The 20,384-nt window shown below is 72.8% G+C and carries 20 protein-coding genes; 12 read left to right on the top strand and 8 right to left on the bottom strand.

Going from position 1 to position 20,384, the window contains the following annotated elements:
* Nucleotides 1-112: 112 nt before the first annotated feature.
* The 3 genes from ACFQS7_RS01165 to ACFQS7_RS01155 all read left to right on the top strand — a co-directional run bounded on the left by ACFQS7_RS01165 (nt 113) and on the right by ACFQS7_RS01155 (nt 4,173).
* Nucleotides 113-1,210: a site-specific DNA-methyltransferase gene (locus tag ACFQS7_RS01165; protein ID WP_380065184.1), complete on the top strand. Its 1,098-nt coding sequence runs from the start codon at nt 113-115 to the stop codon at nt 1,208-1,210.
* Nucleotides 1,211-1,409: 199 nt separating this feature from the next.
* Nucleotides 1,410-1,862 (top strand): (2Fe-2S)-binding protein, encoded by a 453-nt coding sequence (locus ACFQS7_RS01160; protein ID WP_380065183.1) that lies wholly within the window; start codon nt 1,410-1,412, stop codon nt 1,860-1,862.
* Between the two features lie 13 nt (nt 1,863-1,875).
* The gene (locus ACFQS7_RS01155; protein WP_380065182.1) at nt 1,876-4,173 is read left to right on the top strand and encodes a molybdopterin cofactor-binding domain-containing protein; all 2,298 of its coding nucleotides are present in this window, start codon (nt 1,876-1,878) and stop codon (nt 4,171-4,173) included.
* A 40-nt stretch (nt 4,174-4,213) separates the two neighbouring features.
* Here the strand turns inward: ACFQS7_RS01155 and ACFQS7_RS01150 are convergent, their stop codons facing one another.
* Nucleotides 4,214-4,777: a hypothetical protein gene (locus tag ACFQS7_RS01150; RefSeq protein ID WP_380065181.1), complete on the bottom strand. Its 564-nt coding sequence runs from the start codon at nt 4,775-4,777 to the stop codon at nt 4,214-4,216.
* A gap of 170 nt (nt 4,778-4,947) precedes the next feature.
* Between ACFQS7_RS01150 and ACFQS7_RS01145 the strand changes: the two genes are divergently transcribed.
* Both ACFQS7_RS01145 and ACFQS7_RS01140 read left to right on the top strand, forming a co-directional pair.
* Complete coding sequence (locus tag ACFQS7_RS01145) at nt 4,948-5,532, top strand: NAD(P)H-dependent oxidoreductase (RefSeq protein WP_380065180.1); 585 nt, start codon at nt 4,948-4,950, stop codon at nt 5,530-5,532.
* A 3-nt stretch (nt 5,533-5,535) separates the two neighbouring features.
* Nucleotides 5,536-7,437, top strand: coding sequence for a monovalent cation:proton antiporter-2 (CPA2) family protein (locus ACFQS7_RS01140; RefSeq protein ID WP_380065179.1), 1,902 nt, complete (start codon nt 5,536-5,538; stop codon nt 7,435-7,437).
* 90 nt (nt 7,438-7,527) lie between these two features.
* Here ACFQS7_RS01140 and ACFQS7_RS01135 read toward each other — a convergent pair whose 3' ends face one another.
* The 3 genes from ACFQS7_RS01135 to ACFQS7_RS01125 are packed head-to-tail and all read right to left on the bottom strand — an operon-like array spanning nt 7,528 to nt 9,935.
* Nucleotides 7,528-8,265, bottom strand: a complete 738-nt coding sequence (locus tag ACFQS7_RS01135; RefSeq protein WP_380065178.1) for an enoyl-CoA hydratase/isomerase family protein — start codon at nt 8,263-8,265, stop codon at nt 7,528-7,530.
* Nucleotides 8,262-8,573, bottom strand: a complete 312-nt coding sequence (locus tag ACFQS7_RS01130; RefSeq protein ID WP_380065177.1) for a DUF4387 domain-containing protein — start codon at nt 8,571-8,573, stop codon at nt 8,262-8,264. The genes ACFQS7_RS01135 and ACFQS7_RS01130 overlap by 4 nt, the downstream gene beginning before the upstream one ends.
* Before the next feature lie 3 nt (nt 8,574-8,576).
* Nucleotides 8,577-9,935, bottom strand: coding sequence for an acyclic terpene utilization AtuA family protein (locus tag ACFQS7_RS01125; protein WP_380065176.1), 1,359 nt, complete (start codon nt 9,933-9,935; stop codon nt 8,577-8,579).
* 126 nt (nt 9,936-10,061) lie between these two features.
* Here ACFQS7_RS01125 and ACFQS7_RS01120 point away from each other — a divergent pair, with 126 nt between their 5' ends.
* From ACFQS7_RS01120 to ACFQS7_RS01110, 3 genes are read left to right on the top strand one after another with little or no spacing between them, the layout of a single operon-like run.
* Nucleotides 10,062-10,565, top strand: a complete 504-nt coding sequence (locus tag ACFQS7_RS01120; protein ID WP_380065175.1) for a MarR family transcriptional regulator — start codon at nt 10,062-10,064, stop codon at nt 10,563-10,565.
* On the top strand, nt 10,540-11,685 hold the full coding sequence (locus tag ACFQS7_RS01115) for an HlyD family secretion protein (RefSeq protein WP_380065174.1): 1,146 nt from the start codon (nt 10,540-10,542) through the stop codon (nt 11,683-11,685). The genes ACFQS7_RS01120 and ACFQS7_RS01115 overlap by 26 nt, the downstream gene beginning before the upstream one ends.
* The gene (locus tag ACFQS7_RS01110; protein ID WP_380065173.1) at nt 11,666-13,231 is read left to right on the top strand and encodes a DHA2 family efflux MFS transporter permease subunit; all 1,566 of its coding nucleotides are present in this window, start codon (nt 11,666-11,668) and stop codon (nt 13,229-13,231) included. Before ACFQS7_RS01115 ends, ACFQS7_RS01110 begins: the two co-directional genes overlap by 20 nt.
* Here ACFQS7_RS01110 and ACFQS7_RS01105 read toward each other — a convergent pair.
* Nucleotides 13,218-13,844 carry an SOUL family heme-binding protein gene (locus tag ACFQS7_RS01105; RefSeq protein ID WP_380065172.1) on the bottom strand — a complete coding sequence of 209 codons (627 nt, stop codon included), beginning with the start codon at nt 13,842-13,844 and terminating at the stop codon, nt 13,218-13,220. The two genes, ACFQS7_RS01110 and ACFQS7_RS01105, sit on opposite strands and share 14 nt — an antisense overlap.
* 143 nt (nt 13,845-13,987) lie before the next feature.
* Between ACFQS7_RS01105 and ACFQS7_RS01100 the strand changes: the two genes are divergently transcribed.
* The gene (locus ACFQS7_RS01100; protein ID WP_380065171.1) at nt 13,988-15,205 is read left to right on the top strand and encodes a M20/M25/M40 family metallo-hydrolase; all 1,218 of its coding nucleotides are present in this window, start codon (nt 13,988-13,990) and stop codon (nt 15,203-15,205) included.
* A 44-nt stretch (nt 15,206-15,249) separates the two neighbouring features.
* Here the strand turns inward: ACFQS7_RS01100 and ACFQS7_RS01095 are convergent, their stop codons facing one another.
* Together ACFQS7_RS01095 and ACFQS7_RS01090 are read right to left on the bottom strand one after the other, a co-directional pair.
* Nucleotides 15,250-15,768: a biotin transporter BioY gene (locus ACFQS7_RS01095; RefSeq protein ID WP_380065170.1), complete on the bottom strand. Its 519-nt coding sequence runs from the start codon at nt 15,766-15,768 to the stop codon at nt 15,250-15,252.
* 76 nt (nt 15,769-15,844) lie between these two features.
* On the bottom strand, nt 15,845-17,386 hold the full coding sequence (locus tag ACFQS7_RS01090; protein ID WP_380065169.1) for a glycosyltransferase family 39 protein: 1,542 nt from the start codon (nt 17,384-17,386) through the stop codon (nt 15,845-15,847).
* Nucleotides 17,387-17,687: 301 nt separating this feature from the next.
* Between ACFQS7_RS01090 and ACFQS7_RS01085 the strand changes: the two genes are divergently transcribed.
* A complete protein-coding gene (locus ACFQS7_RS01085; RefSeq protein ID WP_380065168.1) occupies nt 17,688-18,179 on the top strand; it encodes a DMT family transporter in 492 nt (163 codons plus the stop codon).
* On the opposite strand, the gene ACFQS7_RS01080 is transcribed toward ACFQS7_RS01085, so the two are convergent.
* On the bottom strand, nt 18,142-19,188 hold the full coding sequence (locus tag ACFQS7_RS01080; RefSeq protein WP_380065167.1) for an A/G-specific adenine glycosylase: 1,047 nt from the start codon (nt 19,186-19,188) through the stop codon (nt 18,142-18,144). The genes ACFQS7_RS01085 and ACFQS7_RS01080 overlap by 38 nt on opposite strands.
* Between ACFQS7_RS01080 and ACFQS7_RS01075 the strand changes: the two genes are divergently transcribed.
* Complete coding sequence (locus tag ACFQS7_RS01075) at nt 19,189-19,671, top strand: DUF721 domain-containing protein (RefSeq protein WP_380065166.1); 483 nt, start codon at nt 19,189-19,191, stop codon at nt 19,669-19,671.
* A 47-nt stretch (nt 19,672-19,718) separates the two neighbouring features.
* A complete protein-coding gene (locus ACFQS7_RS01070) occupies nt 19,719-20,336 on the top strand; it encodes a thioredoxin domain-containing protein (protein WP_380065165.1) in 618 nt (205 codons plus the stop codon).
* The last annotated feature ends 48 nt before the right edge of the window (nt 20,337-20,384 follow it).

The following is a 20,384-nucleotide window of genomic DNA, read 5'->3' as shown; positions in this document are numbered from 1 at the left end:
CGGTTGACCCCGCGACTCGGCACGGCGATTGTGGCGACTCAAGGGGATTCGCGCCCCGAACGCATCGATCCGGGCATCCCGGCGGCAGCGGAGGCCAGCGCGCAGCAGCGGGATGAGGGATAGCGTGGGGACCGGTCTCGATCTGCCGCTCGACCAGATCATGGTCGGGGACTGCATCGAACTGATGCGCCGGCTGCCGCCGGCCTCGGTGCATGCCATCTTCGCCGACCCGCCCTACAACCTTCAGCTCAAGGGCGACCTGCGGCGGCCGGACGACAGCCTGGTGGACGGCGTCGACGATGCCTGGGACCGCTTCGACGACCTGCCGAGCTACGACGCCTTCACCCGCGCCTGGCTGACGGAGGCCCGCCGCGTCCTGCGCAAGGACGGCACCATCTGGGTGATGGGCAGCTACCACAACGTCTTCCGCCTGGGCACCGCGCTGCAGGACCTGGGCTATTGGGTGCTGAACGACGTCATCTGGCGCAAGTCGAACCCGATGCCGAATTTCCGCGGCCGCCGCTTCACCAACGCGCATGAGACGCTGATCTGGGCGGCACGCGGGCCGGAGAGCCGCTACCGCTTCAACTACGCCGCCATGAAGTCGCTGAACGACGACCTGCAGATGCGCAGCGACTGGCTGATCCCGCTCTGCACCGGCACCGAACGCCTGCGCGACGCCAAGGGCGCCAAGCTGCACCCGACGCAGAAGCCGGAGGCCCTGCTGCACCGGGTGATCCTGGCCTGCACCATGCCGGGGGAGGTCATCCTCGATCCCTTCCACGGCACCGGCACCACCGGCGCCGTCGCCCGCCGGCTCGGCCGCCGCTTCATCGGCCTCGAACGCGACCCCGGCTATGCCGAGGCCGCGGCGGCGCGGATCGCGGCGATCCAGCCGATCTCCGAGAGCGCCGCCCTGGTCACCGCCGGCAAGCGGGAACAGCCGCGGCTGCCCTTCGGCACCCTGGTCGAGCGCGGCCTGATCCCGCCCGGCTCGATCCTGACCGACCGCGCCCGGCGCTGGAGCGCGACCGTCGCGGCCGATGGCTCGATCCGCTGCGGCCGGGCGCAGGGCTCGATCCACCAGGTGGGCTCGGCGGTGCAGGAGGCGCCGTCCTGCAACGGCTGGGCCTTCTGGCATGTCGAATTGCCGGGCGGCAGGCTGCGGCTGCTGGACGAGTACCGCAGCGAGGTGCTCGGCGGGGCCTGACCCGGCCGGGGCGATCCCACGCTTGTCGGTGGTTCCAGCACCAGGTGGCCTGACGGGTCAGGGGCGAAAAGCAACCTTGCGGCTCCGCCGGATGGCGGGGGAAAGGCTGAAAGCCGCCGACGCCGGCGCCATCTGCCACGCGGACCGGGCCGCCTGGTGCGGCGCGGGCAATCGCTGCCTTGTCCGGAGCACCCACCGCATGATCGAGATCACCGTCAACGGCCGCACCCAACGCGTGGACGCCGAGCCCGACACGCCCCTGCTCTGGGTGTTGCGCGACTGGCTGGGCATGACCGGCACGAAATACGGCTGCGGCATCGCCCAGTGCGGCGCCTGCTCGGTCCTCGTCGATGGCCAGGCGATGCGAAGCTGCCAGGTGCCGGTCGAGAGCGTCGCCGGCCAGCAGGTCCTGACCATCGAGGCGATGGCCGACCATCCCGTGGGCAGCAAGGTCGTCGAGGCCTGGATCGCCGCGCAGGCGCCGCAATGCGGCTACTGCCAGTCCGGCCAGGTCATCGCCGCGACGGGGATGCTGCTGCAGACGCCGAAGCCGACCGAGGACGACATCGCCGGCGCGATGACCAACCTCTGCCGCTGCGGCACCTATCTCGACATCGCCGCCGCGGTGAAGCGCGCGGCCGGGACGGCCTGAGGGAAGACGCGCCATGAACCGCATCACACCGGTCGCCCCGCCGCGGAGCGGCAGCGCCGAAAAGCCTGCGCGGAGCGGCATCGCCGAACAGCCTGCGCGGAGCGGCAGCGCCAGCCTCCCCGCCGGCGGCATCGCCAACCTCTCCCGCCGCGGCCTGCTCGGCGCCGCCGGGATCGGCACCCTGCTGCTCGGCTTCGGCCTGCCGACCGCGGCCCGCGCCCAGAAGGGCCCGCAGATCTCGCGGCATGCGACGGCGGTCGCCGCCTACCTGCAGATCCGCGCCGATGGCTCGATCCGGCTGCTGAGCCCCTTCGTCGAGGGCGGCCAGGGGATTTCCACCTCCTCCGCCCAGATCATCGCCGAGGAGCTGGACGCCGACCCCGCCATGTTCGTGGTCGAATGCGCCCCGGCCGGGGCCGAGTACCAGATCATGTTCGGCGACCAGGTCCGCTTCACCGGCGGCAGCTTCTCGACCCGCGCCAGCTACACGACCTTCCGCAAGCTGGGCGCGACGGCGCGCGCCATGCTGGTGCAGGCCGCGGCGCAGCGCTGGGGCGTGCCGACCGCCGAGGTGACGACCTCGCCCGGCCAGGCGCTGCATGCCGCCAGCGGCCGCAGCCTGGCCTATGGCGCGCTGGCCGAGGCGGCGGCGAAGCTGCCGGTGCCGGCCGATGCCTCGCTGAAGGATGCGGCGCAGTTCCGCGTCATCGGCAAGTCGGTGCCCCGCCTCGACATCCGCGCCAAGTCCACCGGCGCGGCCAAGTACGGCATCGACTCCGCCGCGCCCGGGATGCTGCAGGCGGCGATCGCCCATGCCCCGCGCCTCGGCCAGGAGTCGGCGGCGCTCGGCAACGAGGCCGCGGTCCGCGCCATGCCGGGCGTGCATTCGATCCATAAGCTGCCCGGCGCCGTCGCGGTGCTGGCGGATCGCTGGTGGCGGGCCCGCAAGGCCGTGGAAGCGCTGGAGATCGGCTGGACCGGCGGCACGGTGGCCGAGGATTTCTCCTCCGCCGGCCAGCTCGCCGCCTTCAAGGCGGCGGCCGGCGGCGCGGCGCAGGTGGCCGAGACCCGCGGCGACCTCGATGCCGGGCTGCGCGGCGCGGCGAAGGTCGTCGAGGCCGAGTACGACGCGCCCTACCTGGCGCATGCGCAGCTGGAGCCGCCCTCGGCGCTGGCCGCCTTCGCGCCGGACGGCACGCTCGACCTGACCATGCCGAACCAGGCGCCGGAGATGTACCGCGAGGTCGCGGCGAAGCTCGCGGGGCTGGAACCCGGGCAGGTGCGGATCCACTCGCCGCTGCTCGGCGGCTTCTTCGGCCGGCACTTCCTCTATGACACCGCCAATGTCTTCCCGCAGGCGATCGCGCTCGCCAAGGCTGCCGGCCGGCCGGTCAAGGTGATCTGGAGCCGGGAGGAGGAATTCCGCCGCGACGCCTACCGGCCGCTCTCCTACACGAAGCTGCGCGCCGGGCTGGATGCGCAGGGGATGCCGGTGGCGCTGCAGGCGGTCGCCGTCGGCGAAGGGCCGCTCGGCCGGCACATGGCGGGGTTCCTGGCGAACCCCAAGGTCGACGACAGCGTGGTCGAGGGGCTGACCGAGAAGCCCTACGGCATCGCCCATCACCGGGTCGACTACGTCTTTGCCAAGCAGCCGGTGAACATCGGCTTCTGGCGCTCGGTCGCGCATTCGATGAACGACTTCTTCTACGAGTCCTTCCTCGACGAACTGGCGACGACCGCCGGGCGCGACCCCTTCGAGTACCGCATGGCGCTGCTGTCCGGCAGCCCGCGCCATGCGACACTGCTGCGGGCCGCGGCCGAGTTGTCCGGCGGCTGGAAGCGCGGCCCCTACCAGGCGGCGGACGGCACGCAGCGGGCGCGCGGCTGCGCCATGGCCTCGCCCTTCGGCTCGGAGGTCGCGACCATCGCCGAGGTCTCGCTGAAGGATGGCGAGGTGGTGGTGCATCACCTGTGGGTGGCGATCGACCCGGGGCAGATCGTCAACCCGGCGATCGTCGCGGCGCAGGTGCGCTCGGCCGCCGCCATCGGCCTGTCCTCCGCGCTGCTGGAGGAGGTGGTCTTCGAGAAGGGCGAGCCGCAGGCGCTGAACTTCGACGCCTATCCGATCCTGCCGCCGTCGCGCATGCCGCAGATCAGCGTCCGCATCGTCGAGAGCGGCGCGCCGATGGGCGGCGTGGGCGAGCCCGGGACGCCGGGCGTGCCGCCGGCGGTGGCGAACGCGGTGGCGGCGCTGACCGGCCAGCGCGTCCGCAGCCTGCCGCTGGCGCGCGCGCGGCTGGGCACCACCTGAACGCGGCCGGGGAAGGGCCTCGCCCTTCCCCGCGCTCCGGTCAGCGCACCACGTCGACGGTGACGCTCTCGACCACCGCCACCTGCACCTGGTCGCCGGAGCGCAGGCGGCGGGCGAAGTCGCGCATCTTCTGGTCGCGCAGCGTGACGGTGCGCCGGTTGCCGGCCGGGCCGGTGAAGGTGACGGTATTGGCGCGGCGGTCGACCGCGTCGATCGTCACCAGCATCCGCACGCCGCGCATGTAGGCGGCCCCGGGCATGCTGCCCTTCGGCGCCACCGCGGCCGCCTCGCCGGCCGCGACCGGGGCGCGCCCATCCGGCCTGTCCATCGCCACGGCCACCGCCTCGGTCACCCGCAGCACCACGCGGTCGCCGGCCTTCACCTGCGGCAGGTTCCTGACGCGGTCGCCGAGGAACAATGTCGTCAGCTTGCCGTCCTCGCCGCGCAGGATCACCGACCGCTCGCGCTGGTCCACCGCCTCGATGATGGCGGTGGCGGCTTCCGTGCGGGTGACCTCGGCGGGCTGCGGCTGCGCCGCGGCAAGACCGGATAGACCTGACGTTGCAAATACAGCGAGCAGTACCGCCTTATGGGCGAAGCGCATGGTGAATTCCTCCGTTCATGCCACGGCGCGCACGCCTTGGCTGGCGGCACCGCGCCGCCATTGTCGCAGCCGGGCAGCGGCGGCGCCAGCGCAAGCCGCAGGCCGAACGGGCGGCTTGACCACGCGCCTGCGCACAGCCGATTTTCGGCCTTCCCCGGAAAGGCCAGGCCATGCCCCAGCGCATCCTCGTGCTGCTCGCCCATCCCGCGCATCGGCGGTCCCGCGCCAATGCGGCGTTGCGCGACGCGGCCGCCGCAACGGACGGCGTGACGCTGCACGACCTGTATGAAGCCTACCCGGATTTCCTCATCGACGTGGACCATGAACAGGCGCTGCTGCTGCGGCACGACGTCGTGGTCTTCCAGCACCCGGTCTACTGGTATTCCTCGCCCGCCATCCTGAAGGAATGGCAGGACCTGGTGCTGGAACACGGCTTCGCCTATGGCCGCGCCGGCACCGCGCTGGCGGGCAAGGGGTTGCTCTCGGCGGTGACCGCCGGCGGCAGCGAGACATCCTACGGGCCGGACGGCCTGAACCAGCATTCCATCGGCGAATTCCTGCGGCCCTTCGAGGCGACGGCGCGGCTCTGCCGGATGCGCTGGCTGCCGCCCTTCATCCTGCACGGCACGCATCTGCTGGACGGGGCCGGCTTGGCGCGTCACGGCGCGCGCTACCGCGCCCTGCTGGAGCGGCTGCGCGATGCGCCCGCCGCGGCGCATCCCGAGCATCGCCCGCATGCCGCGGGAGGCCTCTGAGCCATGGATGGCGGCTTCCTGGCGCAGGCCTTCGTCTATCTCGCCGCCGCGGTGCTGGCGGTGCCGATCGCCAAGCGGCTCGGCCTCGGCTCGGTGCTCGGCTACCTGCTGGCCGGCGTGGCGATCGGCCCCTTCGGCCTGGCGCTGGCGGGCGATGCCGAGGCGGCGATGCATTTCGCCGAGTTCGGCGTGGTGATGATGCTCTTCCTGGTCGGGCTGGAACTGCAGCCGGCGCGGCTCTGGGCGATGCGCGGGCCGGTGCTGGGCGTGGGCGGGCTGCAGGTGGGGCTGACGGCGGCGGCGGTCACCGGCATCGGCCTTGCCTTCGGCTTCGACTGGCGCATGGCGCTGGCCGCGGGGCTGATCCTGGCGATGTCCTCGACCGCCATCGCGCTGCAGATCCTGGCCGAGCGCGGGCTGCTGAAGACCGGCGGGGGCGAGACCTCCTTCGCGGTGCTGCTGTTCCAGGATGTCGCGGTCATCCCGATCCTGACCGTGCTGCCGCTGCTGGCCCTGGCACCGGCGGCGGACCATGGCGATGCGGCGCATGGCGCCAGCCTGATAGGGGCGCTGCCCCCCTGGGCGCAGGCGCTGGCGGTGCTGGCGGCCGTCGCCGCGGTGGTGCTGGGCGGCCGGCTGCTGACCCGGCCGGTCTTCCGGCTGATCGCCGAGACGCGGCTGCGGGAGATCTTCACCGCCTCGGCCCTGCTGCTGGTGATCGGCATCGCGCTGCTGATGCAGGCGGTCGGGCTGTCCCCCGCGCTCGGCGCCTTCCTCGCCGGCGTGGTCCTGGCGGACAGCGAATTCCGCCATGAGCTCGAAGGCGACATCGAGCCCTTCAAGGGGCTGCTGCTGGGGCTGTTCTTCCTCTCGGTCGGGGCGGGGATCGACTTCGCCCAGGTGGCCGGCGCGCCGCTGACGGTGGCCGGGCTGGTGCTGCTGCTGGTGGCGGTGAAGGCGGCGGTGCTGGTGGGGTTGGGGCTGGCGGCGCGGCGGCCGCGGCCGGAGATCCTGCTGACCGCGATGGTGCTGTCGCAGGGCGGCGAGTTCTGCTTCGTGCTGCTGGCCTTCTCGGTGCAGAACGGCGTGCTGCCGCCGGCCGAGGCCGGGCTGCTGGTCTCGGTCGTTGCCCTGTCCATGCCGATCACGCCGCTGCTGATGATGGCCTATGGCAGGCTGGCCAACCGGCTGGCGACCACCGACCTGCCGCCCGAGCCCGACGCGATCGAGCCGCAGGGCAGCGTGGTGATCGCCGGCTTCGGCCGCTTCGGGCAGATCGTCGGCCGGCTGCTGCTGGCGCATGGCCATGCGGTGACCGTGCTGGACCACGACATGGAGACGATCGAGCAGCTGCGCCGCTACGGCTTCCGGGTCTTCTACGGCGATGCCTCGCGCATCGACCTGCTGCAGGCGGCAGGTGCCGCCGAAGCAGCGGTGATCGTGGTGGCGACGGATGCGAAGGAGACCACCGACGGGATCGTCGAGACGGCGCGGCGGCATTTCCCCCAGGCCCAGGTGCTGGCCCGCGCCACCGACCGCGGCCATGCCTACGACCTGATGGCGGCCGGTGCGCACCTGGTGGTGCGGGAGACCTTCGGCTCGGCGCTGGAGACCGGGGTGGAGGCGCTGCGGCGGCTCGGCATGCCGGCCTATGAGGCGCAGCGCGCCGGCCGGCTGTTCCGCCGCCACGATGCGCGGATGATGCAGCGCCTGGCGCCGATACGCGGCGACGACGGGCGTTACAGCACGGCGGTGCGGGAGGCTTCGGCGCAGCTGCTGCAGGTGCTGGAACGCGACCGGGTGCGCGGCCGCGCCGGCTTCGACGAAGGCTGGGACACCACCAGCCTGGCCGAGGAGACGCGGCGGGCAGCGCTGGAGCGGGACGCGGCGGCGTCGGGGGATTAGCAGGGAAGGCCGGGGAGAAGGTATTCTCCCCGGACCCCCCATCCATTTCTGTGGGTTGCTACCTGCCGTCCGGCGGGACCCGACTCTGCTTCAGGCCTTGCGGCGCGCGGCCACCTGCGTGCGGTAATCGAGGATGCGTTGCTTCAGGCCGGGCCGCGCCGCGCTGCGCACCAGGGCGGCGAGGTCGGCATCGGCTTCGGCCTGCCCGGTGCGGCGGTGCAGCGCGGCGACGGTGTCCGGGTCCAGCCGCGCGGCGTCGGCCGCGGCGCGGGCGATCTCGGCCGGGATCGCCTCGGCCGGCAGGACGGCGGTGGCGAGGCCGGCCATGACCGCGGCCTCCGCCGTCAGCTCGCGGCCGGCCAGCAGGACCTCCCGCGCCCGGTCGCGGCCGACCATCGCCGCCAGCCGCGCGGTGCCGAGCACCAGGCCGAAGGCCGGGCCGGGGAAGGCGAAGCTGGCGCCCACCGCGGCGATGCGCCGGTCGCAGGCGGCGAACAGGTCGGCGCCGGCGCCGAAGGTGCGGCCGGTGGCGACCGCCAGCGTCGTCACCGGCGCGGCATGGATGCGCTGCAGCAGCTGCTCGATCCGCACCGCCCGCAGCAGCAGGTCGCCGTCGGACAGCGTTTCGAGATCGGTCAGGTCGAAGCCGGTGCAGAAGTGCCGTCCCTCGCCGCGCAGCACGACGAGCCGCGCGCCGTGCGAGACGGCGCGGTCGAAGGCCTCGGCCAGCGCCTCGACCAGCTCGGGGCCGAGCGCATTGCCGCGGTCCGGCCGGTTGAGGCCGAGCGTCGCCACGCCATCGGCGCGGCTGGCGAGCACCAGGGTCATAGGGGGATATCGACATCCAGCAGCGGCGCATGCTGCTGCGCGCCGTAGACGTCGGTGTCGCCGATCTCGCCCGCCGCGACCAGCCGCGGCAAGGTCGCCTTGAAGGCCCGGCCGGCGGGATAGGGGGTGAACAGCACGTCGGACTCGGCCACGCCATACAGCCGGGCGAACAGCGCCGGGCAGAGCACGCCGGTCGCCTGCACGCGGTCGAACGTCGCGTCGTCCCCGAAGACGACGTCGATGGTCAGGTCGAAGGGGCCGGCGTTCTTGCTCTTGCAGACCTTGGCGATGTCCTTGATCAGCGCCATGGCTCAAACCCGCTCATGTTCAATGGGGAACATCTCGTAGGGATCGTCGGGCATGACGACATGCGACATGCTGAAGCGGAAGACCTCCCCCGCCGCCAGGTCGCTCGGCGAGAAGGGGATCGCCATGTTGCCTTCCTTGCACAGCCGCCCGGGGAAGTCGCTGTGCAGCATCGAGGTCCGGGCGAGGGCGACGACGGCCGAGGCGATTTCCGCATCCTTGCCGACCACGTCGATCAGGAAGCCGATCTCGTGGCTGCGGGCATCGCGCAGCGGCTCCCGCGCCGCCATCACGCCGTTGGCGCCGTAGCTGTGGATGGTCAGCACGAAGTCGTCCGCCCCGATGTCGAGGTCGCGCGCCTTGCCCACCACCAGCCCCCGCACCAGGCCGAGGAAATGGTCGAGCTGGGAGATCAGCACCGGGTCGCGCGTGCCGGCGAAGCTGATGGCGCGGTGGCCGAGCCGCTCCGCCGCCTCGATCTTCACCGTATAGGTCTCGGCCGGCAGCCAGCGCATGCCGGTGACCAGCGTCGCCTTGGGCGAGAGCGCCTCGAACCGGCATTCGGAGGTGTCCAGCACGCCGCCCGGCTCGACATGGCGGATGGGGGAGGGGTTCTCGTGCAGCGAGTGGTTGGCGACCGACATCGGCGTGCAGGCGCGCTCGCCCATCGGCTCGCAGATCACGCCGTCCTCGCGCACCGTCACATGGAGGCAATCCGGCCCCTTCGGCAGCGCCGGCGCGGCGCCGCATTCCAGCATCTTGCCGGCATACCAGGCCTGGGCGGGGGGCAACTGCGCCCGCATGGCATGCGCGGCGAAGGGCGCGGGGTCGCTGCTGCGGCCGCCGAGCACCACCTGCGCGCCCTGGTCCAGCGCGCGCATGTAGGGCTCCGGCCCGCACATGCCGACGATACGGGTGGCGCGGTCCACGGTGCCCTCATCCAGCGGCGCCATGCGGCCGAGCGGCGCGGTGCGGCCTTCGCGGATCCGGCGGCGGATCAGGTCCTTCTCCTGCTCCGCATGGATCAGCGCCATGGGGAAGTGCAGGCCTTCCTCCCGGGCGATGTCGCGGACCATCTGCGCCACGAGTTGCAGGTGCGGCTCGCCGCCGGCGCCGCCGCAGGTGCCGACCACCATCGGCACCCGGTGCCGCACCGCCGCCAGCAGCATCAGCCGCAGGTCGCGCCTCATCGCCCGCAGGGATACGAAGGGCTTGCCGCTGCCGAGGTAGTAGGGGCCGGGATCGGTGCTGCCGCCGTCGCAGCCGATCATGTCGACGCCACGGTCCAGCGCCGCGTTCAGCGAGGATTCCGGGTAGCCGTAGCCGAGGATGCCGGCCACCGAGACCATGCGGTATTCGCGCATCGCGCGCTGCCCTCCCTTGCCGGCACAGGGCCTCGCCCCAGCCGCCGGACCGGCAGGATGCGACCCATGCGCGCCTCGGGCAATATCTAGCTTCCTCATTATTCGCGGGCGTCCTAGTCTCCCGGGATGCGGGACGGCTCCACCCTCGCCCATACCCAGTGGCGGCTCGGCATCACCATCGCGCAGATCGCGCGGCGGTGGCGCGCGCGGCTGGACCAGCGGATCGCCGAATACGGGTTGACCGAGGCGCGCTGGCTCGCCCTGCTGGCGATCTCCCGCGGCGGCGAGGGCATGACCCAGAAGGACCTCGCCGGACGGCTGCTGATCGAGGGCCCGACCCTGGTCCGCACGCTGGACTGGCTGGAGGGCGAGGGCCTGGTCGAGCGCCGCGAGGCGCCGCACGACCGCCGCGCCAAGACCCTGCACCTGACCACCAAGGCCCGCCCGCTGATCCACCGGATCGAGGCGGCGGCGACCGGCGTCCGGGCGGAGATCCTGGCCGGCATCCCGGAAACCGAGCTCGCCACCTGCCTCGCGGTGCTTGAGAGGGTGGCGATCGGCCTGGCCGCGCCGGCGACGCCGCCCCCGGCGAAGGAAGCCGAGGATGGATGTCGGCCAGACCAGCGGTAACGCCCGCCTCCTCCCGCCGCCGCGCAGCACGGCACGGCGGCTGCGGCTGGCCGGCCTGGCCGGGCTGCTGATCACGGTCCTCGGTGCCGGCGCCTGGTTCACGCATCGCTTCCTCACCCTGGTCACCGTCGACGATGCCCGGGTCGCGGCGGACATGATCACCATCTCCTCCCGCGTGCCGGGCTGGGTGGCGGAGGTGCGGGTGATCGCCGGCGACAGCGTCGCGGCCGGCGGGCTGCTGGTCCGCATCGACGACCGCGATTCGACCCTGATGCTGCACGAGATCGAGGCGCGGCTGGCCAGCCTTGGCGCCCGGCGCGGGGAGCTTGAGGCGCGGCTCGAGATGGTCGACCGGCAGACCGCCAGCCTGCAGGCCGTCAGCCGCGCCAGGCTGGACGTGGCCCGCGCCACCCTGCCGGCCGCCGAGGCGGAGCGGATCTTCGCCGAGGGCGAGTTCGGCCGCGCCATGCAGCTGATGTCGAGCGGCAGCGGCACCCGCCAGCGGCACGACCAGGCGCGCAGCCTGCTGGACGGGGCGCGGCAGCGGGTGCTGGGCGCGGTGGCGGAGATCCAGACCGCCGAGGCGCAGATCGTCGCCGCCGAGGCGGCCCGCGCCGAGCTGCTGGTGCTGCACCGCCAGCTCGACGCGCTGGAGCCGCAGGCGCGCGAGCTGGCGGCGCAGCGCGACCGCGCCGCGCTCGACCTGCGCGACCGCAGCATCCTGATGCCCTTCGACGGGATGGTGGACCGCGTCTTCATCGATGCGGGCGAATACGTGGCGGCCGGCCAGCGCGTGCTGATGCTGCACGACCCGGCCCGGGTAAGGATCGAGGGCAACGTCAAGGAGACCGAGATCCGCTTCCTGCCGCCGGGGACGAAGGTGGCGGTGGCGGTGGACGCCCTGCCGGGCCAGCGCTTCGACGGCGTGGTGGAAAGGGTCGGCGGCGCCGCCACCAGCGAATTCGCCCTGCTGCCCAGCCCGAACCCGTCCGGCAACTTCACCAAGATCACCCAGCGCCTGCCGATCCGCGTCGCGCTGCAGCCGCCGCCCGCGCCGGGCCTGCTGCGGCCGGGCATGATGGTGGAGATCGAGGCGAGGCGTGCCCAGGGACGGGAATGAACGGACGCTGGAGGCGCTCGGGCAGCGCTTCGGGCCGTCCTACCACTGGCTGGTGACCATCACCGCGATCATCGGCACCGTCGCCTCGATCCTGTCCTCGACCATCGTCAACGTCGCGCTGCCCGACATCATGGGCGCCTTCGGCATCGGCCAGGACCATGCGCAGCTGCTGTCCACCGGCTTCCTCGCCGCCGTCACCGGCACCATGCTGCTGAATGCCTGGCTGGTGGAGAGCTTCGGCTTCCGCGCCACCTATGCCGCCGCGGTCGGGCTGTTCCTGTTCGGCTCGGTCGTCGCCGGCCTCGCGCCGAACGAGGGGCTGCTGATCCTCGGCCGCATCCTGCAGGGCGCATCGGCGGGGATGCTGCAGCCGCTGATGACGCAGATCGTCTTCCAGGTCTTCCCGGCGGAGCGGCGCGGCAGCGCCATGGGCATCGCCGCCATCGGCGTGGTGCTGGCGCCCGCCTTGGGACCGGCCGTGGGCGGGCTGCTGGTCGACAATTACGGCTGGCGCAGCGTCTTCTTCCTGGCCATGCCGGTCGCGCTGATCGGCCTGGCGATGGGCTGGGTCTTCATGCCGAGCGCCGTCGCGGCGCAGCGCCGGCGCTTCGACCTGCCCGGCTTCCTGCTGCTGATCGCCGGCCTGCTGGCGCTGTTCATGGGCCTGTCGAGCGGCCAGCGCGACGGCTGGGGGGCCAGCCGCGTGGTCTTCGAGCTCGGCCTCGCCGCGCTCGCCGCGATCGGCTTCGTGCTTTGGGAACTGCACACCGCGGCGCCGCTGCTGAACCCGCGGGTCTTCGGCAACATCGGCTTCGCCGGCGCCTTCTGCGTCGCGCTGATCTACGGCGCCAGCATCTTCGGCAGCACCTACCTGGTGCCGTTGTTCGTGCAGACCATCCAGGGCTACACCGCGACCCGCGCCGGGCTGGTGCTGATGCCGGCCGGGCTGGTCCTGGTGGTGGTCTTCCCCATCGCCGGCCGGCTGGCGGACCGGCTGCCGGCCTGGCAGCCGATCGTGGCCGGCCTGGTGCTGTTCGCCTGGTCCACCTGGCTGCTGCGCGGCGTCGATACCGACGTGCCCTTCTGGACCCTGGCGCTGTGGATCATGCTCGGCCGCGTCGGGCTCGGCCTGACCATGCCGAGCATGAATGCCGGCGCGCTGCGCGCGCTGCCGCCGCGCTTCCTCGGCCAGGGGGCGGGGGCGATCAATTTCGCCCGGCAGTTCGGCGGCGCGCTGGGGGTCAACCTGCTGTCGATCCTGCTGGAGCAAAAGACCGAGTTGCATGCCCAGATGCTGACGCCGACGCAGGACGGCGGCAACGCGGCGACGCTGGAATTCCTCCGGCTGACGCAGGGGCTGCTGCGGCAGGACGGGGTGCCCGAGACCGAATTGCTGGCCGGGTCCTACGACTACCTGGCCCGCGTCCTGGCGGCGCAGGCCGGGATGCTGGGATTCCGCGACAGCTTCCTGGCGGTGACCATCGCCTGCCTGATGGCGGTGCTGCCGGCGATGGCGCTGCGGCGGCGGCGCGTCAGCGCGGCGTGACGGGGACCACCGCCTCGTTCCGCCGCAGCGGCGGCAGGGTCCAGGGCGGGTCGTAGTACCAGTCCTCCGCCGCGCCGGCGGGCTGCCAGGGGCCGTCCCGCAGCGCGGCCAGCAGTGCGGCGCGGTGCGCGGCGGCGGCGGAGGCGCCGGGCACGCCGCTGTAGCGGAGCACGGCCATGGTCGCGCCCGGCATCCCGACGATCGCGACCCGCGCATCCTCGGGCTGCGGCAGGGTGTCGCGCGTGTAGCGGGCCGGCATGAAGAAGCGGATGGTCCAGCCCTCCGCCGCGGCCTCCTGCACCACCGGGGCGGTCATGGCGATGCGCTCGGAGGCCTGGGCCACCGGCGCGGTCATGGCGATCTTCGCCTGGCCGCGGTTCGCCCCGAAGATGTAGCCCGCCAGCCGGCGGAAGCCCTCCTTGCGCGCGGCGTCTGCGGTGGCGGCGGCGACGGTGGTCTCGGCGGCCAGGCGCGGCGCATAGCGGCGGATCTCCACCGCGCCCTGCCGGCCGATCACCTCGAAGCGCGGCTCCTCCGTCCCCGACCGCACGCCGATCACCGAACAGGCGCCGAGCAACAGGCCCGAGGCGGCCGATAGCACTCGTCCGAGCATCCGGGGTCATCCTCCATCGCCGGCAGAGATGGGTCGGCCCGCTCCCGCTACCAGGGTCGCCCTCCCCGGGCCGCGCGGCCATGGCCGCTTGACGCCGGCCTTGCGGCGCGCAGGACTGCCGCCCAAGCCACACGGGAAACGCCATGACCGCCGCCGCGACCATCGCCCGCATCCTCGCCGATCCACGCTTCCGCGACGCCGTCGCCACCATGACGCGGGAGCACGACCGCACCGTCGCCGACATCGTGACGCTGACCGAGATCCCCGCCCCGCCCTTCGCCGAGGAACGCCGCGCCGCCGCCTATCTGGAGATGCTCCGCGCGCATGGGCTCGAGGAGGTGGAGCAGGACGCGATCGGCAACGTCATGGGCCGCCGCCGCGGCACCGGCAACGGCCGGACCGTGGTGGTCGCAGCCCATCTCGACACCGTCTTCCCCGCCGGCACGGATGTGCGGGTGCGGCGGGAGGGGACGAAGCTGTTCGCGCCGGGCGTCGGCGACGACACCCGCAGCCTGGCGGTCAACCTCGCCTTCCTGCGCGCCATGGATGCCGCCGGCATCCGCACCAGCCGCGACATCCTCTTCGTTGGCGACGTGGGGGAAGAAGGCCTGGGCGACCTGCGCGGCGTGCGGCACCTGTTCCTCGAAGGCCGCCACCGCGACCGGATCGACGCCTTCTTCACGGTGGACAGCCCGGAGGTGGACCGCATCGTCACCGGCGGCATCGGCAGCAAGCGCTACCGCGTCGCCTTCCGTGGCCCGGGCGGCCACAGCTTCGCCGCCTTCGGCCTGGTCAACCCGGCCTATGCCATGGCCCGCGCCATGCTGACCCTGTCGGCGCTGGCCGCACCCGACGCGCCGCAGACCACGCATTGCGCCAGCGTGCTGGGCGGCGGCACCTCGGTGAACGCCATCCCGAACGAGGTCTGGATGGAGGTGGACCTGCGCAGCCAGTCGGCCGCGGAACTCGCCCGGCTGGAGGCCGAATTCCTCGCCGGCGTCGAAGCCGCCGTGGCCGCCGAGAATGCCGCCCGTTCCACGCGGGAAGGCGCCATCACCGCGGAAGCCCTGCCGATCGGCGACCGCCCGGCCGGCCATACCGCGCCGGATGCCGATATCGTCCGCCTGGCCAGCGCCGCCGTCGCGGCGCATGGCTTCACCCCACGGCTCTCCTATTCCTCGACCGATGCCAACATTCCGATGAGCCTCGGCATCCCGGCGATCAAGATCGGCTCCGGCGGGTGCGGCGGCCGCGCCCATTCGCTGGAGGAGTGGATCGACGTCGAGCCGGTCGAGAGCCTGCGCGGCATGTCGGCCAGCCTGGCGACGATCCTGGCCGTGGCGGGGATGGAGGAGGCCTGAGAGATCTTTCCCGCCCCCTGCCATCGATCGGCCCGGCGGATGCGCTAGCGCCGCAGCGCCTGCAGCAGGGCCAGCGCCAGGCCGGACTTCACCAGCGTGCCCGGGACGAACAGCAGGAAGCCGGCCATCCAGGCGCGCTCCAGCCCGACGAACCCGGCCAGCCAGGCGAGGCCCGGGAGGAACACCGCCAGATGCGCGGCAAGCAGCAGCGCTGCCTGTGCGACAGGCCCCCGCCCTGCCGCCTGTCCGGCGATCCAGGCCGCCGGCAGGAAGCCCAGCAGGTAGCCCGCGGTCGGTCCCGCCAGCACCGCCGGCCCGCCGGTCCCGCCGGCGAAGACCGGCAGTCCCAGCGCCCCTTCCGCCAGATAGAGGGCGACCGCGGCGACCCCGGCCGGGGCGCCGCCCAGCGCGCCCAGCAGCAGCACCGCCAGGCTCTGCAAGGTCGCCGGCACGGGCCAGAAAGGCAGGCTCACCTGGGCGCTCGCGGCCAGCACGGCGGAGCCGAGCAGGGCCGTGGCGGCAAGGCGCACCAGGCGCGGCCGGGACAAGGCGGATTCGGACATTGCGGCAACTCCGGGAAAGGGGCGCGGCCTCTCCCATGCCGGCCTTCTCCACGGCAAGCCGTTGGCCGCTACCGCATCAATGCGCGCCGTCCCAGACCAGCACCGTCAGCATGGCGTGACTTCGGTCGAGCCGCGGCACCCGCCCCGGCACCAGGCCCATCGCCTGCTGCGTCAGCAGGTCGCCGTCGCGCGGGTTCAGCACCAGCCAGACCCGCCGGCCCTGCCCGACCCAGGCCGCGATCTGCGCATCCGGCACGCGCACGGCCTCGGGCATCCCCTCGGGCGCGAAGGGCGCCAGCGGGATCAGCGGCGCGCCATCCGGCTGCCAGCGTTCCTGCCTGAGCCCGTCAAGGTAGTAGCCGAGGCCGAGCATGTTGGTGCGCGGCCCGATCGCCACGACATCGCCGGCACCGAGCTGCGGCCCCAGCGCGGCGCCGAGCCCGCGCCAATTCTCCTTGATCTGCGGCGTCACCGTCAGGATGCCCTGCAGGCCGAGCCCGGTCGCCACCAGCAGCGCCAGCGCGAAGCCGCCGCGCAGCCAGATGGGCGGCCGCGCGGAGACGAGCGCCATCGCCGCCAGGATGGCCAGCGGTACCGCGACGAAGATGGCGATGCGCGCGATGAAGAAGGGCGAGGCGACCAGGCTCATGCCCAGCGTCATCGCCAGGAACAGCACGGCCGGCGCCGCCAGGAAGACCCAGGCCAGCCGCCCCGGCCGCGCCTGCCACAGTACCAGCGCCAACAACGCCAGGACGATGGTGGAGATGATGCTGGCGATGCGGAAGCGCAGCGCGAAGATCGGGTCGACCACCAGCGTGTTGGCCAGGTTGAACAGGGCGACCAAATCGGGCTTCTCGATCCAGGCGATGTCGTAGCGCCCGGTCTGCGCCAGGATGGCGAGGATCTCGGGGATCGCCAGCACGACCACCGCCGCATCCACCACCGCCAGCCGCAGCAGCGGCGGCCAGCCGGCCCGCCCGCGCAGCAGCCAGAAGCCGGCGCAGAGGTTCAAGGCCGCCAGGGTGAAGGCGGAGGTCGCATGGGTATAGACCAGCCCCAGCGCGGCGATGCCGTAGAGCGCCAGCGCCCCGTCCCGTCGCGCCGGCGCCGCGCGGCAGAACCGCACCAGGCCGAGCAGCGCGAGGATGTAGAGCGGCGGGATCAGCGCATAGGCCCGCGCCTCCTGCGCGAACTGCATCTGCATCGGATTGAGCGCGAAGATCGCCGCCGCCAGCAGCGCCGTGCCCGGCCCGGTGAACTCCCGCGCCAGCCGCCAGACCAGCGGGACCGTCGCCGCCGACAGCACGGCGGAGAAGGACCGGATGGCGAGCTCGCTCGACCCGAAGGCCGCCGCCCAGGGCTTCAGCAAGGTGTAGTAGAGCGGCGGCGTCGTCTCGATCTCGAAGGCCTCGGCGCTCCAGAGGAAGCCGAGGCTCTCGCGCACCCAGAAGACGCTGAACAGCTCGTCCGCCCAGTAGGACGCGGCATCGATGCGGAACAGGCGCAGCGCCAGCGCCGCCAGGGTCAGCAGCGCCAGCGCGACATAGGTGCCGCGCTCACCGATCGCGGATGTCGATTCCGCGGCAAATCCGCCGCGCCCCACCACGCGCCCGCTCATGGCGCCGTCTCGCCTTGTGCCACGCCACCATGTCGCCAGGGCTCACCAGCCATGCCGCTCCGCTCCGATTGCCGGGCGCACCATGCCGTCGCGGCGCTGCGGCGGCGAATGAACGGATCGTCGGCACGGCGTGGCTCGCGCAACGGTGTCTTGCCCTCGAGGGCGGGCTTTGCGTTCACGGGCATGCCATTGATCCCACCTTTCACCCAGTCCGGCAACTTGAGGCATCGATTCAACGCCATCGTGTCTCCGCCTCAAGCGCAAAGCGCTGCATCCTGTCGTGACTGAACCGGAGAGTTGCGTGTCCCCCGCCAACCAGGAAGCACCGGGTGCCCAGCATTGGGCAGCGCTGGTGATCGCCATCGTCGCGTCTCAGGCGGGACAGGTGTTGCTGAAACTTGGCGCCAGCGGACTGCCGCCGATGGAGCATGACATGATCACCAGCCTGCTGGCGCAGTTGCTGCGCTGGCAGACGCTGGTCGGGCTGTGCTGCTACGGCAGCGGCACGCTGTTCTATGTGGTGGCCTTGCGCCGCATCCCGATGTCGGTCGCCGCCCCCTGCACCGCGGTGTCCTACGTTTCCGCCACCATCTTCGGGCTGCTGCTGTTCGGTGAAACGCTTGCGCCGGCGAAGCTTGCCGGGCTCGCGCTGGTCTGCCTCGGCGTGCTGCTGCTGGCGGATATCGGCGGCCAGCGCGACGGCGCCAAGCAGCGGGCCCGCGACGATGCCAAGCGCTTGGCCGCCGAGGCCGAGCTCAATGCGCGAGTTCCAGCAGTTTCCGCATCACGGTAGGCAGCGCGCCGCCGGCCTCGGCCAGCGGGCGTGCCTCCATCCCCTCGGGCGGCGCGATCCGCGGCACGCTGGCGGACAGCAGCAGCATCTCCAGCTCGAAATGGGTGAAGCCGTGCCGGGCGATGCCGGGCACGCGGCGCCAGTCCAGCCCGGGCAGCGGGGCGAAGCCCTCGGCCTCCGCCGCCGTCCAGGGCGCCTCGCGCCAGGGCGTGCCGGGCACTTCCAGCATCCCGCCCAGCAGGCCGCGCGGCGGGCGGCGCCGTAGCAGCACCTGGCCGGCGGCGTCGGTCAGCAGGAAATGCAGGCCGAACCGCCGCGGCCGCGCCCGCTTCGCCGACTTGGCCGGCAATGCCTCCTGGATCCCCTGCTTCTGCGCCAGGCAGCCGTCGCGCCAGGGACACAGCGCGCAGGCCGGGGCCCGTGGGGTGCAGAGGGTGGCGCCAAGGTCGAACAGCGCCTGGGCGAAGTCGCCGGGCCGTGCCCGGGCCGCCGCATCCGCCATGAAGCCCGCGGCCAGCGCCGCCAGCCGAGGCCTGGAGCCCGGCAGCGGCGCCGCCTCGGCCGCCAGCCGCGCCACCACCCGTTCCACGTTGCCGTCGACCGGCACCACCGGCTGGTCGAAGGCGATCGCCGCGACGGCGGCGGCGGTATAGGCGCCGATCCCCGGCAATGCGCGCAAGCCCTCGACCGTTTCGGGGAAGCCGCCGCTCGCCGCCACCAGCCGGGCGCAGGCATGCAGGTTGCGGGCCCTGGCGTAGTAGCCAAGCCCGGCCCATTCCTCCATCACCGCGGCCTCCGCGGCGGCGGCCAGGGCCTCCACCGTCGGGAAGCGGGCCAGGAAGCGGTCGAAACGCGGCCCGACCGCGGCGACCGTGGTCTGCTGCAGCATGACCTCGGACAGCCAGACCTGATAAGGATCGGGCCGGTTGCCGCGGCTGCGGAAGGGCAGCACGCGGCGATGGCGGTCGTACCAGGTCAGCAGCGCGGCTGCGGGGGGCAATGGGGGCATATGGCCAAGGATAGCGCGAAGTCCGCCGGGTTCACCCCCGCCCGCTCGCCCTATGGGCCAAGGCCGCTCGGCGCCCTGATCCCCGCCCTGACCAAGCCGGTCTTCCGCAGGCGCAGCCCGGCCGGCGCGCAGTTGATGGCCGACTGGGCCGGGGTGGTCGGGCCGGCCCTGGCCCTGGTCACCAGCCCGATCCGCTTCACCGCCGGGACGCTCACCATCGGCTGCGCCGGCCCGGTGGCGATGGAGCTGACCCACCTGGCGCCGCAGCTCATCGCCCGGATCAACGCGCATCTGGGCAAGCCGATGGTCGAACGGCTGCGCTTCGTCCAGCAGGCACCGGCCCGCCCGGCCCAGGCCGCCAAACCGTTGCCCGACGCCCCCCTTCCGGCCCCGGTGGAAGCCGCCGTCGGCACGGTTCCGGGCGAGGACCTGCGCGCGGCGCTGGCAAAGCTCGGCCGGGGCGTCTATCGGAATCGAACCTGACCGCCCGCTGCGGGCGGAGTCGAGGCCAGACCCCAAACGGAGGCCGCATGCGCCTGCCCCGCCGAGCCCTGCTCGCCACCGCCGCCCTCGCCGCGGCGCCGCTCGTTGCGCGCGCCCAAGGGGCCGATCCGCGCCTGTCGGAACGCGGCATCGGCAACCCGGACGCCCCGGTGAAGGTGATCGAGTTCTTCTCGCTCACCTGCAGCCACTGCGCCGCGTTCCACAAGGAAACCTATCCGCGGGTGAAGAAGGAGCTGGTCGAGACCGGCGCCATCCGCCTGATCTGGCGCGACTTCCCGCTCGACCAGGTGGGGCTCACCGCCGCGGCGGTCGCCCGCACCCTGCCGGCCGAACGCTATGAAGGCTTCATCGGCGCGTTGCTCTCCAGCCAGGACCGCTGGGCCTTCACCCGCGGCGATCCCTTCACCGAGCTGGCGAAGATGGCGGCCCTGGCCGGCATGCCGAAGGCCCAATTCGATCAGGTGCAGCAGGACGAGGTGCTGAAGCGCGCCATCCTCGAGCAGCGCATGGCGGCCGAGAAGGAATTCAGCGTGCAGGCCACGCCGAGCTTCTCCTTCCAGGGCGGCGGCACCGTCCGCAACCAGTCCGGCAACATGCCCTTCGAGCGCTTCCGGACCTTGGTCCAGGAAGTGAAGCCGGTTTGAGCGACGAAGCCGCCGCCGCGCCCGAGCCGGCGCAGGAGGCACGCGCCA

Source organism: Dankookia sp. GCM10030260 (assembly GCF_042666655.1).
In the GTDB taxonomy this organism is placed as follows: Bacteria; Pseudomonadota; Alphaproteobacteria; order Acetobacterales; family Acetobacteraceae; genus Paracraurococcus.
Note: the sequence above shows the minus strand (reverse complement) of the source record. Positions and strands in the feature narration are given on the sequence as shown.

Coding starts and splice junctions, on each gene's coding strand:
- ACFQS7_RS01165 (WP_380065184.1), top strand. CDS start 113: ATGAGGGATAGCGTGGGGACCGGTCTCGATCTGCCGCTCGACCAGATC.
- ACFQS7_RS01150 (WP_380065181.1), bottom strand. CDS start 4,777: ATGCGCTTCGCCCATAAGGCGGTACTGCTCGCTGTATTTGCAACGTCA.
- ACFQS7_RS01075 (WP_380065166.1), top strand. CDS start 19,189: ATGGCCAAGGATAGCGCGAAGTCCGCCGGGTTCACCCCCGCCCGCTCG.
- ACFQS7_RS01130 (WP_380065177.1), bottom strand. CDS start 8,573: ATGGCGCTGATCAAGGACATCGCCAAGGTCTGCAAGAGCAAGAACGCC.
- ACFQS7_RS01080 (WP_380065167.1), bottom strand. CDS start 19,188: ATGCCCCCATTGCCCCCCGCAGCCGCGCTGCTGACCTGGTACGACCGC.
- ACFQS7_RS01155 (WP_380065182.1), top strand. CDS start 1,876: ATGAACCGCATCACACCGGTCGCCCCGCCGCGGAGCGGCAGCGCCGAA.
- ACFQS7_RS01160 (WP_380065183.1), top strand. CDS start 1,410: ATGATCGAGATCACCGTCAACGGCCGCACCCAACGCGTGGACGCCGAG.
- ACFQS7_RS01120 (WP_380065175.1), top strand. CDS start 10,062: ATGCGGGACGGCTCCACCCTCGCCCATACCCAGTGGCGGCTCGGCATC.
- ACFQS7_RS01115 (WP_380065174.1), top strand. CDS start 10,540: ATGGATGTCGGCCAGACCAGCGGTAACGCCCGCCTCCTCCCGCCGCCG.
- ACFQS7_RS01095 (WP_380065170.1), bottom strand. CDS start 15,768: ATGTCCGAATCCGCCTTGTCCCGGCCGCGCCTGGTGCGCCTTGCCGCC.
- ACFQS7_RS01125 (WP_380065176.1), bottom strand. CDS start 9,935: ATGCGCGAATACCGCATGGTCTCGGTGGCCGGCATCCTCGGCTACGGC.
- ACFQS7_RS01070 (WP_380065165.1), top strand. CDS start 19,719: ATGCGCCTGCCCCGCCGAGCCCTGCTCGCCACCGCCGCCCTCGCCGCG.
- ACFQS7_RS01135 (WP_380065178.1), bottom strand. CDS start 8,265: ATGACCCTGGTGCTCGCCAGCCGCGCCGATGGCGTGGCGACGCTCGGC.
- ACFQS7_RS01140 (WP_380065179.1), top strand. CDS start 5,536: ATGGATGGCGGCTTCCTGGCGCAGGCCTTCGTCTATCTCGCCGCCGCG.
- ACFQS7_RS01145 (WP_380065180.1), top strand. CDS start 4,948: ATGCCCCAGCGCATCCTCGTGCTGCTCGCCCATCCCGCGCATCGGCGG.
- ACFQS7_RS01090 (WP_380065169.1), bottom strand. CDS start 17,386: ATGAGCGGGCGCGTGGTGGGGCGCGGCGGATTTGCCGCGGAATCGACA.
- ACFQS7_RS01100 (WP_380065171.1), top strand. CDS start 13,988: ATGACCGCCGCCGCGACCATCGCCCGCATCCTCGCCGATCCACGCTTC.
- ACFQS7_RS01105 (WP_380065172.1), bottom strand. CDS start 13,844: ATGCTCGGACGAGTGCTATCGGCCGCCTCGGGCCTGTTGCTCGGCGCC.